We start from the raw sequence: 14,544 nt of genomic DNA, 5'->3' as shown, positions 1-14,544 counted from the left end.
TCAGGATTGCTGGTGAAGTTCACAGAATTTTTCACGTGAGGAACAGATGAACAGAGTGAAACAATGCACCAGCGCGGCGTTTTTCATGGTTTTATCATTTTCAGCCGCCGCGCATCCGCATAGCTTCATTAGTTTGCAGAGCGAGCCGGTGGTTAAAGACGGTCTGCTGAGCGGGTTTAAAATGCGCTGGACCATGGATGAAATTACCTCATCGGATCTGCTCTATGACGCCGGTAACGCCAAACCGGGCAGCGAAGTATGGAAAAAGCTGGCGGCGGAGGTGATGGCCAACGTACTCGGCCAGCACTATTTCAGCGAGCTGTGGCACAACGGCCAGCGGGTGAAATTTGAAAATCGTCCCGACGGCTATGGCCTCGAGCGTGACGGACTGCAGGCGGTACTGACCTTTACGCTGCCGCTGGCGACGCCGCAACCCGTTGCCGGGCAGACGTTTACCTTTTCCACCTTCGACCCGACCTACTACGTCGACATGTTTTATGACAAGGATAGCGATTTTTCCCTGCCCGCCGCGCTGCGGGCCGCCTGTAAGGCAACGGTGATGACGCCAAAACCGAACGACAAAATGCTCTCGTACGCTCAGTCGCTGGATAAAGCGGATGCGCCGCCGGAGGATATGGCGCTGGGCAGCTATTTTGCCCAGAAGGTGACCCTGACATGTCAGTAATTTTCACCCCCCGCGCGCGATCCTCGCGCTGGAAAGCGCTGTGGCCGCTGGCGCTGTTGCTGGCTGTGAGCATCATCGGCGGCATTTGGCTATGGCGGGCGTGGCCGCAGGTGCTGATGCAGAGCGCGGTCTGGCAGCGCTCGTTGAATCTGGAACTCAGCCGCCTGCTGCAGGCGGTGGCGGAGAACCCGGCAGCGGCGGGCCTGTCGCTGCTCGGGTTCAGTTTCGTTTATGGTGTAGTGCATGCCTTAGGGCCCGGCCATGGCAAAATTGTCATTACTACCTGGCTCGCCACCCATCCCTCGAAGCTGAAATCAAGCATTAACCTGACGCTGGCCGCCTCTTTATTACAGGGACTGGTGGCCATCGCGCTGGTGGTCGTGGTGCTGGCGCTGCTGCAGCTGCCGGCGCGCCAGCTGCATCTCAGCAGTTTCTGGCTGGAGAAGGGCAGCTATCTGCTGGTGGGCGCATTAGGCTTGCTGCTGTGCTGGCGGGCGTTAAAAAAGCTGCGTCTGCTGCTGAGCCGGCCAACGTTTACCGCTTTTACCCCACATCATGTTCATCACGAGCATTGCGGCTGCGGGCATCAGCATCTCCCGGCGCCGGATCAGCTTCAGAGCGGCGACGACTGGCGGGCACGCGCCGCGATCGTCCTGTCGATGGGCATGCGCCCCTGCTCGGGAGCGATCATGGTGCTGCTGTTCAGCAAGGTGATCGGGGTGTTCAGTTGGGGAATGGCGGCGGCGCTGGCGATGGCGGCGGGAACCTCGTTGACCATCACGGCGCTGGCGCTGCTGGTGCACAGTTTTCGCCAGCTGGCGGTGAAGCTGGGTCAGCATCAGGCGCCGCCGCTGTGGCGTCAGGTGGGCTGGCTGACGCTGGCGCTGGCCGGCGGCGTGATTTTGCTGGCGGCGGCAGGAGTGATGTGGTTCACCGCGGTCCCGGCCGGCGGTGGGATCCGCCCGTTTTAGTCAGACGCCGGGCGCAAATCCGAAAGTGGGCGCCTGTGCTTGCCGCTGGCGAAGCGATGCTCTAGTTTTCCGCTTTTCGGCGGATGACAAGGAGTCGCTATGGCCGCAAATATCGTTTCTTCCGCACCGAGCGGGCGGTTTTATTATGGCTGCGCCGGTGCCGCCGGGCTGCTGGCGGGCCTGGCGATCGTCTACTGGTTTCCGGCGCTGGCCAGCTGGTGGCCGTCAGATCTGGTGCGCGTCTACCACGCCATGTCGTATGTCATGGGATTCGGGGTGTCGCGTATCGGGGATATCCCGCTGGTGGCCTACGCCACCTTAACGCTGTCGGGTTTCGTCATGGCTTTTTGCCACCCCGGGCACAGTAAACTGCCCATTGTTGCCTGGGCTGTGCATAATCAGCCTTCGCTACGGGAGATGGTCGATTGGATCCTGCGCAGCTGGGTATTGCAGTTCGGTTTCCTGGTGATCATTTTCTGGCGTTTTGCTTTCATGGGGAAGCTGACCAGCTATCGGCTGATGCAGTTCGTGGGCATATTTAACGACGTCTGCTATCTGGCCACGCTGGTGCTGGCTGGGATACTGCTGCGCGATAGCTGGCGAGACTTTCAAGGCGTTTCCGCACCGGCAAGCAATATTCGCATTCCGCTGATCTTTGCCCTGAGCTTTTATCTGCCGTTTCAGCTGGTATGGATTTTACTCAGTGCGCAGCAGTTCGAGTTGCCGCTGTGGGGATGGCTGCTGCTGGTTCCGGCGATGGTCGGCGTGCTGTTAGCCCGCCTGGCGACGGTAGGAATAGCGTTGTGTTTCCGGCGCTGGCTGGGGCCGCAGGGCTGCCTGCGCTGGCGCGGGCCGCTGGCCTTGTTTAGCGGCCTGACGGTACTGTGCATCGGCGGCAATGCGGTGATTCGCCAGATCCTCAACATGATAAAATGACATAAAAAAAGGAAGCCGCGGCTTCCTTTTTGACATCAGTAAGAGATTAACGCTTCAGCGCATCGCTCAGCTGCTCACGCATATTCGCCAGCATCGCTTTCACCACGCGCGGGTTACCGGCAACGATGTTGCCCGTCAGCAGGTAGTTATGGCCACCGGTGAAGTCGCAGACAATCGCGCCAGCTTCACGGGCGATCAGCTCGCCTGCGGCGAAATCCCAAGGCTTCAGGGCGATCTCAAAGTAACCGTCAACGCGGCCGGCGGCTACATAGGCCAGATCCAGCGCGGCAGAGCCGGTGCGACGGAAGTCGGCACATTCGGTAAACATGTTGCCGAGAATATTCATGTAAGTGGTGGCGTGCTGCTTCGCTTTGAACGGGAAGCCGGTCGCGATGATGGTGCCGTCGAGGTCGCGAGCGTTGCTGCCGCGCAGACGGTAGCCGTTCAGCTGCGCGCCCTGGCCGCGGGTCGCGGTAAACAGTTCGTTACGCATCGGATCGTAAACCACCGCGACTTCAGTACGACCTTTGATGCGTACGGCGATGGAAACAGAGAAGTGGGGCAGACGTTTAACGAAGTTGGTGGTGCCATCCAGTGGATCGATAACCCATTGAACATCCTGCTCTTCACCAGCGTGTTCACCGCTTTCTTCGGTGATAATGGTGTGCTGCGGGTAAGATTTGCGAATGGTTTCGATAATAATCGCTTCAGCGGCTTTATCGACGTTGGTCACAAAATCATTGCTGCCTTTCTGGCTGGTTTCTACGGTGTCTGGCGTTTCGTAGTGCTTGGCAATTAAATTACCCGCCTTGCGCGCGGCGCGCACGGCGATGTTCAGCATCGGATGCATCGGTCTCTCTCACTGGATGTTAAAGAACGGGAAAAAACGGCGCATATAATAACAGCGAAATCTGCTTATGTCTCCGTTTTATGGTAGCATGCCCGAATAATCTTTAGCCGAAGAACCATAATGCTGCAAAATATTCGAATCGTACTGGTAGAAACCTCCCACACCGGCAATATGGGCTCTGTAGCCCGCGCGATGAAAACCATGGGCTTAACTAACCTGTGGCTGGTCAACCCACTGGTCAAACCCGACTCACAGGCGATAGCCCTCGCCGCGGGCGCCAGCGATGTGATCGGTAACGCGCAGATCGTCGATACCCTTGATGAAGCCCTGGCGGGCTGCAGCCTGGTGGTGGGTACCAGCGCGCGCTCCCGTACACTGCCGTGGCCAATGCTCGATCCGCGCGAATGCGGCCTGAAAAGCGTCGCCGAGGGGCAGCATGCGCCGGTGGCGCTGGTCTTTGGCCGCGAACGCGTTGGCCTGACCAACGAAGAGCTGCAGAAGTGCCACTACCACGTGGCGATCGCCGCGAACCCGGAGTACAGCTCGTTGAACCTGGCGATGGCGGTGCAGGTTATCGCTTATGAAGTGCGGATGGCCTGGCTGGCGACGCAGGAGCAGGCGCAGCCTGCGGTTGACCATGAAGAGGCGCCGTACCCGCTGGTGGACGATCTGGAGCGTTTCTACGGCCATCTTGAGCAGACGCTGCTGGCGACGGGCTTCATCCGCCCGAATCATCCGGGGCAGGTGATGAACAAGCTGCGTCGGCTGTTCACCCGCGCGCGTCCGGAAAGTCAGGAGCTGAACATTCTGCGCGGCATGCTGGCGTCTATTGAGCAGCAGAATAAAGGTAAGTAAGCGCGTTAACGCCGGATGGCGCTTCGCTTATCCGGCCTACGAATCTACATCTCTGTTGTAGCCCGGGCGAGGCCTTTGGCCGACCCCGGGAGCGGCTCGAAATTAATAACGGCACGGAAAGCCAAATACCTGACTAAAACAGTCAAGTAAATAGTTGACCAAATTACTCGGGAATGTCAGACTTGGCCCTGCTATGCAATACCCATATTAATAAAAAGCCCGGCCAGGGGCGAGTTTGAGGTTAAGTAAGACATGAGACTGACATCTAAAGGGCGTTATGCCGTGACCGCGATGCTTGACGTTGCGCTCAACTCTGAAACGGGCCCGGTGCCGTTGGCAGATATTTCAGAGCGTCAGGGAATTTCGCTTTCCTATCTGGAACAGCTGTTCTCTCGCCTGCGTAAAAATGGCCTGGTTTCCAGCGTTCGTGGTCCAGGCGGTGGTTATCTGTTAGGTAAAGATGCCAGCAGCATCGCCGTCGGCGAAGTGATCAGCGCGGTAGACGAATCCGTTGACGCGACCCGTTGCCAGGGCAAAGGCGGCTGTCAGGGCGGCGATAAGTGCCTGACTCACGCGCTGTGGCGCGATTTGAGCGAACGCCTGACCGGCTTCCTGAACAATATCACCCTGGGTGAACTGGTGAATAACCAGGAGATCCTTGATGTGTCCGGCCGTCAGCATCAGCACGAAACCCAGCGCAATGCGCGCACCCAGGACGCGATCAACGTTAAGCTGCGCGCCTGAGTGACCCGTCCCGTTTCGGACTGCGGCTGACAGGGCGAGGCAGCACGAAACGGTCGGGACAACGATTATAAAGAGCTTTCAGAATCAGGCCGGGATGCGCCAGCATTCCGTGTACTCGGTCGTACATCAAGCCGGTTGCCTGATTCCTTGCATTGAGTGATGTACGGAGTTTAAGAGCAATGAAATTACCGATTTATCTCGATTACTCCGCAACCACGCCGGTGGACCCGCGTGTTGCCGAGAAAATGATGCAGTTCCTGACCATGGACGGGACCTTTGGTAACCCGGCCTCCCGTTCCCACCGTTTTGGCTGGCAGGCTGAAGAGGCGGTTGATATCGCCCGCAATCAGATTGCCGAGCTGGTCGGTGCCGACCCGCGCGAAATCGTCTTTACCTCTGGTGCGACTGAATCCGACAACCTGGCGATCAAGGGTGCAGCCAACTTTTATCAGAAAAAAGGCAAGCACATCATCACCAGCAAAACCGAGCATAAAGCGGTTCTGGATACCTGCCGTCAGCTGGAGCGTGAAGGCTTCGAGGTGACCTACCTGGCGCCGCAGCGCAACGGGATTATCGATCTCAAAGAGCTGGAAGCGGCGATGCGTGACGACACCATCCTGGTTTCCATCATGCATGTGAATAACGAAATCGGCGTGGTGCAGGATATCGCTACCATCGGCGAGATGTGTCGCGCCCGCGGTATCATTTACCACGTAGACGCCACCCAGAGCGTGGGCAAGCTGCCTATCGATCTGAGCCAGCTGAAGGTGGACCTGATGTCCTTCTCCGGCCATAAAATCTATGGTCCGAAAGGCATTGGCGCGCTGTACGTTCGCCGTAAACCGCGTATCCGTATCGAAGCGCAGATGCACGGCGGTGGCCACGAGCGCGGTATGCGTTCTGGTACTTTGCCTGTTCACCAGATCGTCGGCATGGGTGAAGCTTACCGTATCGCCAAAGAAGAGATGGAAAGCGAAATGGCGCGTCTGCGCGCGCTGCGCAACCGTCTGTGGAACGGCGTGAAGGATATGGAAGAAGTTTATCTCAACGGCGACCTCGAGCAGGGCGCGCCGAACATTCTTAACGTCAGCTTCAACTACGTTGAAGGTGAGTCGCTGATTATGGCGCTGAAAGACCTGGCGGTTTCCTCCGGTTCAGCCTGTACTTCCGCGAGCCTTGAGCCATCCTACGTGCTGCGCGCGTTAGGTATGACTGATGAACTGGCGCACAGCTCTATTCGTTTCTCTTTAGGTCGTTTCACTACCGAAGAAGAGATTGACTACACCATCAAACTGGTTCGTAACTCCATCGGCCGTCTGCGCGATCTTTCTCCGCTGTGGGAAATGTTTAAGCAGGGCGTGGATTTGAACAGTATTGAATGGTCACATCACTAATTCGGCACCGATAAGGAGAATTCAACATGGCATACAGCGAAAAAGTTATCGATCATTACGAGAATCCGCGCAACGTCGGCTCTTTTGACAACAGCGACGAGAACGTCGGCAGCGGTATGGTCGGCGCGCCGGCCTGCGGCGACGTGATGAAGTTGCAGATTAAAGTCAACAATGAAGGTATCATTGAAGACGCGCGCTTCAAAACCTACGGCTGCGGTTCCGCCATCGCTTCCAGCTCCCTGGTCACCGAGTGGGTGAAGGGCAAATCCCTGGACGAAGCGCAGGCGATCAAGAACACCGATATCGCCGATGAACTGGAACTGCCGCCGGTGAAAATTCACTGCTCTATTCTGGCGGAAGACGCGATTAAAGCCGCGATTGCGGATTACAAAAGCAAACGTGAAGCAAAATAATTAGTTGAGGTTTTGTTATGTCGATTACTCTTAGCGACAGTGCTGCAGCGCGAGTCAATGCCTTTCTGGCGAACCGCGGTAAAGGGTTTGGCCTGCGCCTGGGCGTGAGAACCTCCGGCTGCTCGGGTATGGCCTATGTACTGGAGTTTGTTGACGAGCCGGCGGCAGAAGACACCGTGTTTGAAGACAAAGGCGTGAAGGTCGTGATCGACGGCAAAAGTCTGCAATTCCTCGACGGCACTCAGCTGGACTTCGTCAAAGAAGGTCTCAACGAAGGGTTCAAGTTCACCAACCCTAACGTCAAAGACGAGTGCGGCTGCGGCGAAAGCTTTAACGTATAATCGGTCATCCCCAACCCCACCGCGGTTACGCCGCGCGTGGGGTTTTCATTTAGATGCATGACCCTGAGGTTACTATGGACTATTTCACCCTCTTCGGGTTACCAGCCAGCTATACCCTCTCGCTTGAACAACTGGCTGTCCGGTATCAGGATCTGCAGCGCCAGTACCATCCGGATAAATTTGCCAGCGCGCCTGCTGCGGAACAGCTTGCGGCGGTTCAGCATTCCGCGACCATAAACCAGGCCTGGCAGACGCTGCGCCATCCGTTGACCCGGGCGGAATACCTCCTCTCGCTTCATGGCTTCGATCTGGCCAGCGAGCAGCATACCGTTCGCGATACCGCATTCCTGATGGAACAGCTGGAGCTACGCGAAGAGCTCGACGAGATCGGTAAGGCGAAAGACGATGCGCGGCTGGAAGCCTTTATCAAACGAGTGAAAGCGCTGTTTGATACCCGCCATCAACTGATGGTTGACCAATTGCATAATGAGAGCTGGGAGGCGGCGGCGGATACGGTACGTAAGCTCCGTTTTCTTGATAAACTGCGCAGCAGTGCTGAAGAACTCGAAGAAAAACTGCTCGATTTTTAATTTTCGGAAGCAATTATGGCCTTATTACAAATTAGTGAGCCCGGCCTGAGCGCCGCGCCGCACCAGCGTCGTCTGGCGGCCGGTATCGACCTGGGCACCACCAATTCTCTGGTGGCTACCGTGCGTAGCGGCCAGGCCGAAACCTTGCCCGACCATCAAGGCCGCTATCTGCTGCCGTCGGTGGTGAACTACCACGCTTCGGGGCTGACCGTCGGCTATGATGCCCGGCTTAACGCCGCCCAGGATCCTGCCAATACCATCAGCTCGGTGAAGCGAATGATGGGGCGCTCCCTCGCCGATATTCAAAACCGCTACCCGCATCTGCCGTATCAGCTGCAGGCCAGTGAAAACGGCCTGCCGATGATCCAGACCGCCGGCGGCCTGCTGAACCCGATTCGCGTCTCCGCCGACATCCTGAAAGCGCTGGCTGCCCGGGCAACCGAAGCGCTGGCTGGTGAACTCGACGGCGTGGTGATCACCGTTCCCGCTTATTTCGACGACGCTCAGCGTCAGGGGACCAAAGACGCGGCGCGTCTGGCGGGGCTGCACGTGCTGCGCCTGCTCAATGAGCCGACCGCGGCGGCTATCGCCTACGGCCTCGATTCCGGTCAGGAAGGGGTAATTGCGGTCTACGATCTCGGCGGCGGCACCTTTGATATTTCCATTCTGCGCTTAAGCCGCGGGGTGTTTGAAGTGCTGGCGACCGGCGGTGACTCGGCGCTCGGCGGCGATGATTTCGACCATCTGCTGGCCGACTATCTGCGCGAGCAGGCGGGCTTCAGCGACCGCAGCGATAACCGCCTGCAGCGTGAGCTGCTGGATGCCGCCATCGCGGCGAAAATCGCCCTCAGCGATGCCGAGGCAGCGCACGTCGAGGTCGGCGGCTGGCAGGGCGATATCACCCGCAGCCAGTTTAACGATCTGATTGCCCCGCTGGTAAAACGCACTTTACTGGCCTGCCGTCGCGCGCTGAAAGACGCCGGCGTTGAGGCGCAAGAGGTGCTGGAAGTGGTGATGGTCGGCGGTTCCACTCGCGTGCCGCTGGTGCGCGAACGCGTTGGCGAATTCTTTGGCCGCACCCCGCTGACCTCCATCGACCCGGACAAAGTCGTCGCCATCGGCGCGGCGATTCAGGCGGATATTCTGGTCGGCAACAAGCCGGACAGCGAACTGCTGCTGCTCGACGTTATCCCGCTGTCGTTAGGGCTGGAGACCATGGGTGGCCTGGTGGAGAAAGTGATCCCGCGTAATACCACCATTCCGGTGGCCCGCGCGCAGGAGTTTACTACCTTCAAAGATGGTCAGACGGCGATGTCCATTCATGTGATGCAGGGCGAGCGTGAGCTGGTGCAGGATTGCCGCTCGCTGGCGCGTTTTGCGCTGCGCGGGATCCCGGCGCTGCCAGCGGGCGGGGCGCATATTCGCGTCACCTTCCAGGTCGATGCCGACGGTCTGCTGAGCGTCACGGCGATGGAAAAATCGACCGGCGTGGAAGCCTCTATCCAGGTGAAACCGTCTTACGGTCTGACCGATGGCGAAATCGCCACCATGATTAAAGATTCGATGAGCTATGCCGAACAGGATGTCCAGGCGCGCATGCTGGCTGAACAGAAAGTGGAAGCCGCCCGCGTCCTGGAGAGCCTGACAAGCGCGCTGGCCGCCGACGCCGCGCTGTTAAGCGCCGCGGAGCGTCAGGCTATCGATGCTGCTGCGGAGCAGGTACGCGCCGCGGCGGCAGGCGACGACGCCGACGCCATTAAAGAAGCGATTAAAAATATCGACACACAAACCCAGGAATTCGCCGCCCGCCGTATGGATCAGTCGGTCCGTATCGCGCTGAAAGGCCAATCCGTGGACGAGGTTTAAAATGCCAAAAATTGTATTTCTGCCCCACCAGGACCTGTGTCCGGATGGCATCGTTGTGGAAGCTGAGACTGGTGAAACTATTCTGGATGCGGCGCTGCGTAGCGGCATCGAGATTGAACACGCCTGCGAAAAATCCTGTGCCTGCACCACCTGCCACTGCATCGTGCGTGAAGGCTTTGACTCGCTGGCGGAAAGTACCGAAGATGAAGACGATATGCTGGATAAAGCCTGGGGACTGGAACCGGACAGCCGCCTGAGCTGTCAGGCGCGCGTCACCGACGAAGATCTGGTCGTTGAGATCCCGCGTTACACCATCAACCACGCACGCGAGCATTAATATGGCACTGAAATGGACCGACAGCCGTGAAATCGGCGAAGCGCTGTACGACGCTTATCCGGATCTCGATCCGAAAACCGTTCGCTTTACCGACATGCATCAGTGGATTTGCGATCTGGAAGAGTTCGATGACGACCCAAACGCATCCAATGAAAAAATTCTCGAGGCGATTCTGTTAGTCTGGTTAGACGAAGCCGAATAATTTTCGCGTTATGATTTATGCGACGGTATTAAGTCGGATGAATCATCGAGCGAGAGAACATTACGGGCTGCCATACGGTGGCCCGTTTGCTAAGAAGGATAATGATAATGACCGAAGCCATGAAGATTACGCTTTCTACTCAGCCAGCCGATACGCGCTGGGGAGAAAAGGCGTCTTACAGCATTAATAACGACGGCATCGCCCTGCATCTCAACGGCAAAGACGACCTGGGCCTGATTCAACGCGCGGCGCGTAAAATTGACGGTATGGGCATCAAACATGTCGCGTTAAGCGGCGAAGGCTGGGACACCGACCGCGCGTGGGCGTTCTGGGCGGGTTATAAAGGTCCGAAAGGCACCCGTAAAGTTGAATGGCCGACCCTGGACGATGCGCAGCGTAGCGAGCTGGACAACCGTCTGACCATTATTGACTGGGTGCGCGACACCATCAACGCGCCGGCGGAAGAGCTGGGCCCGGAGCAGCTGGCACAGCGCGCCGTGGACCTGCTGTGCAGCGTGGCGGGCGAGCAGATGAGCTATCGCATCACCAAAGGCGAAGATCTGCGTGAGCAGGGCTATCTCGGTCTGCACACCGTAGGCCGCGGCTCCGAGCGTCCGCCGGTCCTGCTGGCGCTGGATTATAACCCGACCGGCGATAAAGAAGCCCCGGTATACGCCTGCCTGGTGGGCAAAGGCATCACTTTTGATTCCGGCGGCTACAGCATCAAACAGAGCGCCTTTATGGATTCAATGAAATCCGATATGGGCGGCGCGGCGACCATCACCGGCGCGCTGGCTTTTGCCATTACCCGCGGGCTGAACAAGCGCGTGAAGCTCTACCTGTGCTGCGCCGACAACCTGATCAGCGGTAACGCCTTTAAACTCGGCGATATTATTCATTATCGTAACGGCAAAACCGTTGAAGTGATGAACACTGACGCCGAAGGCCGCCTGGTGCTGGCGGATGGCCTGATTGACGCTTCGGCGCAGAAGCCGGCGCTGATCATCGATGCCGCCACCCTGACCGGCGCGGCGAAAACCGCGTTGGGTAATGACTACCACGCGCTGTTCAGCTTTGACGATGCGCTGGCGAATCGCCTGCTGGCGAGCGCCCAGGCGGAAAACGAAGCCTTCTGGCGTCTGCCGCTGGCCGAGTTCCACCGCAACCAGCTGCCGTCGAACTTCGCTGAACTGAACAACACCGGCAGTGCCGCCTATCCGGCTGGCGCCAGTACCGCGGCGGGTTTCCTGTCCCACTTCGTGGAAAACTACCATCAGGGCTGGCTGCATATCGACTGTTCGGCAACCTACCGTAAATCTGCCGTTGAGCAGTGGTCGGCGGGCGCGACGGGTCTTGGCGTGCGTACCATTGCTAACCTGCTGACGGCTGAGTAACGGCCTTGCCGGGGGCGCTACGCTTACCCGGCCAGGAAAACCGTATGCCCGCGTGGACGAATGGCCGCCGGGCAATTCATTGTGAAGTAGCCAAACTATGTCTGATACGAAAAATGAATTAGAAACCCTGCTGGAAAAAGCGGCGACTGAGCCCGCCCACCGTCCGGCATTTTTCAGCGCGCTGCTGGAGGCGACCGTCTGGGTACCCGGCAGTGCAGCCGATGGTGAGCAGATTGTCGAAGACAGCGCGCTGGATCTGCAGCACTGGGAAAAAGATGACGGCAGCTCGGTGATCCCGTTCTTTACCTCGCTGGAGGCGCTACAGCAGGCGGTGGAAGACGAACAGGCTTTCGTGATGATGCCGGCCCGTACGCTGATGGCGATGACGCTGGGCGAATCGCTGTTCCTCAACCCGAAGCTGCCGAGCGGCAAAGAGTTCACCCCGCGTGAAATCAGCCATCTGCTCGGGGAAGAGGGCAGCCCGCTCAGCACCCAGACGGTGCTGGAAGGGGGCGAAGCGCTGTTATTGTCTGAAGTCGCTGACCCGCCGGCGCAGATGGTCGATTCGCTGACCACGCTGTTCAAAACGCTGAAAACCGTCAAGCGGGCGTTCCTGTGCTCGATCAAAGAGCACGCCGACGCGCCCGCTAATCTGCTGATAGGTATTGAAGCGGAAGGGGATATCGAGTCCATTATTCAGACCACCGGCAGCGTGGCGACCGATACCCTGCCCGGCGATGAGCCGATCGATATTTGTCAGGTGGTGGAAGGCGAGAAGGGCATCAGCCACTTTATGATTGCCCATATCACACCGTTCTATGAAAAGCGCTGGGGCAGCTTCCTGCGCGATTTCAAACAAAACCGCATTATCTGACCGCGGGGGCGGCTGCCCCCGCTGTTTCTTTATGCTTCCAGTGTGAGGCCGAAAATCGGCTTTGCCAGGGTTAATGCAGCGCAGCAAAGATCCGCGGATAGGCTGACGCCATGTTATAGATAAGAAATCCCGTCACACACAGCGTGACAATGCCGTTGAAGAGCGCCATATCCCCACGCCATGCCCGACATCTCTCCTCGCCCAGCAAAGAACGTAGCGCTGCCACCAGCCCGCCGACCAGCATAAACGCCAGTAACACCCCTGCCATTTGCGCGATAACAATGTACCAGCCCAGCGGCGTATTCACGCCCCGGGCGCTCATCAGCGCGATCTGCGCCGGCAAAATCGTCTGAAACCCCAGAGTGAGTATCACGAGGAGGCGCAGGTCCGCCAGCTGAGCGTCGAACGTGCGGGCCAGACGTCGGGCGTCACGCAGGAGCAGCACCCCTGACGCCACCGCCGCGGCAACGCTGACGTGCTGGAGAATAAAAATATATAACGCCAGGGTCCCGGATCCGACCCGGGATAAAAAGAACAGATTGCAAAAGACGATAATCAGCAGGCCAAATTTTATGCCCCAGGCGCGGAGAACCTCGCCGGGCCAGCGCCGGCTTGACGCAGGGTTATGCATCATCCACGCGGCAAGGGTCGACTTACCGTAACCGGGCGCGAGCAGCACCATCAGAAAACCCAGCAGCGCCTGGTGACCATAGGTTATTAACGGGACCTCTTCCAGCGTGACCCCGAGAAAGCGGGTATAAACAGAAACCGGCACAGGCACCAGGCTTAACCATGTCCGGTTCCATTGCGGCCAAAAATAAAGAATGACGCCGCCCGCCAGCAGGCCAGCTATGCCTCCCAGCCAGGGACGGCGCGGCGAATCAGCAGAATGTGGGTTAGAGACTAATGCCATTTTCACTCCTTGTGGTGACATCAGATTGGGACGGACTGGATGCGCTATCAGTCCTGAGGAATTCCGTACCGGTGCTCTGCCTCCTCATCAGGCAAAGCGAATACGGCAGGTACAAACCCTGCTGCAGCACAGAGTAACCGGTTTAGCGAGAAGCAGAAGGAAGGGAGAGGGAAAATCAGAAATTATTTAGTGACCGCGGGACGGGAGGCCCGCGGTCACGCCGTGTTTACGGAGCGGCAGAGGCCGGTTCAATCGGCAGATCGCTCCGCGCGCCCCATTCGCTCCAGGAGCCGTCGTACAGGCAGACGCCGTTCACGCCAAGCGTGGTGAGCGCCAGCACGACCACCGCCGCCGTCACCCCGGATCCGCAGCTGGCGATGATTGGCCGTTCAAAATCGACACCCTGACGTAAAAAGATGTCGTTCAGCTCGTCGACGGTTTTCAGTTCGCCGTTAATCACCAGCTCCGTCCACGGCACGTTAAGCGCGCCAGGGATATGCCCGCGACGCAGGCCCGGGCGCGGTTCGTCGGCCTGGCCGTTAAACCGGGCCGCCGGACGCGCATCGACAATCTGCGCCGACCCTTCATGGCTGACCAGCAGGACGTCGGTCAGGCGCTTAATTTGCTGGGGATCGAAACGCACGTCGAATTCCCCTTCGGCCACCTCGGGCACGCCTTGCTCCAGCGGCAGTTCGTCACGTCGCCAGCCCTCCAGCCCACCGGCCAGAATGGACACCTTCTCCACGCCAAAGGTGCGCAGCATCCACCAGGCGCGAGGCGCGGAAAACAGATTGCCTTCGTCATAAACCACCAGGTGCTTATCGCTGCAGACGCCCAGCTCGCGCATGGCGACGGCAAATGCCTCGGCGCGCGGCATCATATGCGGCAGCGGGCTGGTGTGATCGGACAGCGCCTCAATATCGAAAAACAGCGCGTTCGGCACGTGGCCGGCGCGGTATTCCGCGGCCATATCGCGCAGGGCCTCCTGCCCGGCGGGCGCCATACGGGCGTCGATAATCTGGATCTCCGGGTCATCAATATGTTCTGCCAGCCAGTCGGCGGCGACAAAAAACGAGGTGGACATGGGTGCCTCCGTTTTACAATTCATGACTGAATTGTCGGCGTTTTATCTCACGCTGACAAGTTAAGGACGTCAGAGTGGGGACGACGTCACGGCAC

Annotated in this window: 17 protein-coding genes; 14 read left to right on the top strand and 3 right to left on the bottom strand. The window is 58.5% G+C overall.

Annotated features, from left to right (window positions below):
• Positions 1 to 46 precede the first annotated feature (46 nt).
• The 3 genes from SPE70_RS19770 to SPE70_RS19760 all read left to right on the top strand — a co-directional run bounded on the left by SPE70_RS19770 (position 47) and on the right by SPE70_RS19760 (position 2,592).
• Complete coding sequence (locus SPE70_RS19770) at positions 47 to 685, top strand: DUF1007 family protein (protein WP_012967437.1); 639 nt, start codon at positions 47 to 49, stop codon at positions 683 to 685.
• Positions 676 to 1,656 (top strand): nickel/cobalt transporter, encoded by a 981-nt coding sequence (locus tag SPE70_RS19765; RefSeq protein ID WP_012540864.1) that lies wholly within the window; start codon positions 676 to 678, stop codon positions 1,654 to 1,656. The genes SPE70_RS19770 and SPE70_RS19765 overlap by 10 nt, the downstream gene beginning before the upstream one ends.
• 99 nt (positions 1,657 to 1,755) lie before the next feature.
• The gene (locus tag SPE70_RS19760) at positions 1,756 to 2,592 is read left to right on the top strand and encodes a hypothetical protein (RefSeq protein ID WP_016161641.1); all 837 of its coding nucleotides are present in this window, start codon (positions 1,756 to 1,758) and stop codon (positions 2,590 to 2,592) included.
• 46 nt (positions 2,593 to 2,638) lie between these two features.
• Here the strand turns inward: SPE70_RS19760 and suhB are convergent, their stop codons facing one another.
• Entirely contained in the window at positions 2,639 to 3,442 is an 804-nt protein-coding gene (gene suhB, locus SPE70_RS19755) for an inositol-1-monophosphatase (protein ID WP_008803788.1), read from the bottom strand.
• Positions 3,443 to 3,562: 120 nt separating this feature from the next.
• Between suhB and trmJ the strand changes: the two genes are divergently transcribed.
• The 11 genes from trmJ to sseB all read left to right on the top strand — a co-directional run bounded on the left by trmJ (position 3,563) and on the right by sseB (position 12,452).
• On the top strand, positions 3,563 to 4,297 hold the full coding sequence (trmJ, locus tag SPE70_RS19750) for a tRNA (cytosine(32)/uridine(32)-2'-O)-methyltransferase TrmJ (protein ID WP_008803789.1): 735 nt from the start codon (positions 3,563 to 3,565) through the stop codon (positions 4,295 to 4,297).
• Positions 4,298 to 4,549: 252 nt separating this feature from the next.
• Positions 4,550 to 5,041 (top strand): Fe-S cluster assembly transcriptional regulator IscR, encoded by a 492-nt coding sequence (gene iscR / locus SPE70_RS19745; protein WP_008803790.1) that lies wholly within the window; start codon positions 4,550 to 4,552, stop codon positions 5,039 to 5,041.
• Positions 5,042 to 5,220: 179 nt separating this feature from the next.
• On the top strand, positions 5,221 to 6,435 hold the full coding sequence (gene iscS / locus SPE70_RS19740) for a cysteine desulfurase (protein ID WP_023323104.1): 1,215 nt from the start codon (positions 5,221 to 5,223) through the stop codon (positions 6,433 to 6,435).
• A gap of 26 nt (positions 6,436 to 6,461) precedes the next feature.
• Complete coding sequence (gene iscU, locus SPE70_RS19735; RefSeq protein WP_002913991.1) at positions 6,462 to 6,848, top strand: Fe-S cluster assembly scaffold IscU; 387 nt, start codon at positions 6,462 to 6,464, stop codon at positions 6,846 to 6,848.
• Between the two features lie 17 nt (positions 6,849 to 6,865).
• Positions 6,866 to 7,189, top strand: coding sequence for an iron-sulfur cluster assembly protein IscA (gene iscA, locus SPE70_RS19730; protein WP_002913979.1), 324 nt, complete (start codon positions 6,866 to 6,868; stop codon positions 7,187 to 7,189).
• A 74-nt stretch (positions 7,190 to 7,263) separates the two neighbouring features.
• Complete coding sequence (hscB, locus tag SPE70_RS19725; RefSeq protein WP_008803792.1) at positions 7,264 to 7,779, top strand: co-chaperone HscB; 516 nt, start codon at positions 7,264 to 7,266, stop codon at positions 7,777 to 7,779.
• Between the two features lie 15 nt (positions 7,780 to 7,794).
• The gene (gene hscA / locus SPE70_RS19720; RefSeq protein WP_032733428.1) at positions 7,795 to 9,645 is read left to right on the top strand and encodes a Fe-S protein assembly chaperone HscA; all 1,851 of its coding nucleotides are present in this window, start codon (positions 7,795 to 7,797) and stop codon (positions 9,643 to 9,645) included.
• Between the two features lies 1 nt (position 9,646).
• Positions 9,647 to 9,982, top strand: coding sequence for an ISC system 2Fe-2S type ferredoxin (gene fdx / locus SPE70_RS19715; RefSeq protein WP_004201872.1), 336 nt, complete (start codon positions 9,647 to 9,649; stop codon positions 9,980 to 9,982).
• 1 nt (position 9,983) lies between these two features.
• Positions 9,984 to 10,184 carry a Fe-S cluster assembly protein IscX gene (gene iscX, locus SPE70_RS19710; RefSeq protein WP_002913954.1) on the top strand — a complete coding sequence of 67 codons (201 nt, stop codon included), beginning with the start codon at positions 9,984 to 9,986 and terminating at the stop codon, positions 10,182 to 10,184.
• Positions 10,185 to 10,291: 107 nt separating this feature from the next.
• A complete protein-coding gene (gene pepB, locus SPE70_RS19705; RefSeq protein ID WP_136047274.1) occupies positions 10,292 to 11,578 on the top strand; it encodes an aminopeptidase PepB in 1,287 nt (428 codons plus the stop codon).
• Positions 11,579 to 11,675: 97 nt separating this feature from the next.
• The gene (gene sseB, locus SPE70_RS19700) at positions 11,676 to 12,452 is read left to right on the top strand and encodes an enhanced serine sensitivity protein SseB (RefSeq protein WP_008803795.1); all 777 of its coding nucleotides are present in this window, start codon (positions 11,676 to 11,678) and stop codon (positions 12,450 to 12,452) included.
• Positions 12,453 to 12,522: 70 nt separating this feature from the next.
• Here sseB and SPE70_RS19695 read toward each other — a convergent pair whose 3' ends face one another.
• On the bottom strand, positions 12,523 to 13,365 hold the full coding sequence (locus tag SPE70_RS19695) for a hypothetical protein (RefSeq protein WP_008803796.1): 843 nt from the start codon (positions 13,363 to 13,365) through the stop codon (positions 12,523 to 12,525).
• A 226-nt stretch (positions 13,366 to 13,591) separates the two neighbouring features.
• Complete coding sequence (gene sseA, locus SPE70_RS19690) at positions 13,592 to 14,449, bottom strand: 3-mercaptopyruvate sulfurtransferase (RefSeq protein ID WP_012967442.1); 858 nt, start codon at positions 14,447 to 14,449, stop codon at positions 13,592 to 13,594.
• Positions 14,450 to 14,544: the final 95 nt, after the last annotated feature.

Origin of the sequence: Klebsiella sp. ZJOU C1, from assembly GCF_035620215.1 — a bacterium.
Lineage (GTDB): Bacteria > Pseudomonadota > Gammaproteobacteria > Enterobacterales > Enterobacteriaceae > Klebsiella > Klebsiella variicola.
This window is presented reverse-complemented; position numbering and strand designations above follow the sequence as displayed.

Bases quoted from the DNA above. Each gene is read 5' to 3' on its own strand.
- SPE70_RS19770 (WP_012967437.1), top strand. From the start codon at position 47: ATGAACAGAGTGAAACAATGCACCAGCGCGGCGTTTTTCATGGTTTTA.
- SPE70_RS19765 (WP_012540864.1), top strand. From the start codon at position 676: ATGTCAGTAATTTTCACCCCCCGCGCGCGATCCTCGCGCTGGAAAGCG.
- SPE70_RS19760 (WP_016161641.1), top strand. From the start codon at position 1,756: ATGGCCGCAAATATCGTTTCTTCCGCACCGAGCGGGCGGTTTTATTAT.
- suhB (WP_008803788.1), bottom strand. From the start codon at position 3,442: ATGCATCCGATGCTGAACATCGCCGTGCGCGCCGCGCGCAAGGCGGGT.
- trmJ (WP_008803789.1), top strand. From the start codon at position 3,563: ATGCTGCAAAATATTCGAATCGTACTGGTAGAAACCTCCCACACCGGC.
- iscR (WP_008803790.1), top strand. From the start codon at position 4,550: ATGAGACTGACATCTAAAGGGCGTTATGCCGTGACCGCGATGCTTGAC.
- iscS (WP_023323104.1), top strand. From the start codon at position 5,221: ATGAAATTACCGATTTATCTCGATTACTCCGCAACCACGCCGGTGGAC.
- iscU (WP_002913991.1), top strand. From the start codon at position 6,462: ATGGCATACAGCGAAAAAGTTATCGATCATTACGAGAATCCGCGCAAC.
- iscA (WP_002913979.1), top strand. From the start codon at position 6,866: ATGTCGATTACTCTTAGCGACAGTGCTGCAGCGCGAGTCAATGCCTTT.
- hscB (WP_008803792.1), top strand. From the start codon at position 7,264: ATGGACTATTTCACCCTCTTCGGGTTACCAGCCAGCTATACCCTCTCG.
- hscA (WP_032733428.1), top strand. From the start codon at position 7,795: ATGGCCTTATTACAAATTAGTGAGCCCGGCCTGAGCGCCGCGCCGCAC.
- fdx (WP_004201872.1), top strand. From the start codon at position 9,647: ATGCCAAAAATTGTATTTCTGCCCCACCAGGACCTGTGTCCGGATGGC.
- iscX (WP_002913954.1), top strand. From the start codon at position 9,984: ATGGCACTGAAATGGACCGACAGCCGTGAAATCGGCGAAGCGCTGTAC.
- pepB (WP_136047274.1), top strand. From the start codon at position 10,292: ATGACCGAAGCCATGAAGATTACGCTTTCTACTCAGCCAGCCGATACG.
- sseB (WP_008803795.1), top strand. From the start codon at position 11,676: ATGTCTGATACGAAAAATGAATTAGAAACCCTGCTGGAAAAAGCGGCG.
- SPE70_RS19695 (WP_008803796.1), bottom strand. From the start codon at position 13,365: ATGGCATTAGTCTCTAACCCACATTCTGCTGATTCGCCGCGCCGTCCC.
- sseA (WP_012967442.1), bottom strand. From the start codon at position 14,449: ATGTCCACCTCGTTTTTTGTCGCCGCCGACTGGCTGGCAGAACATATT.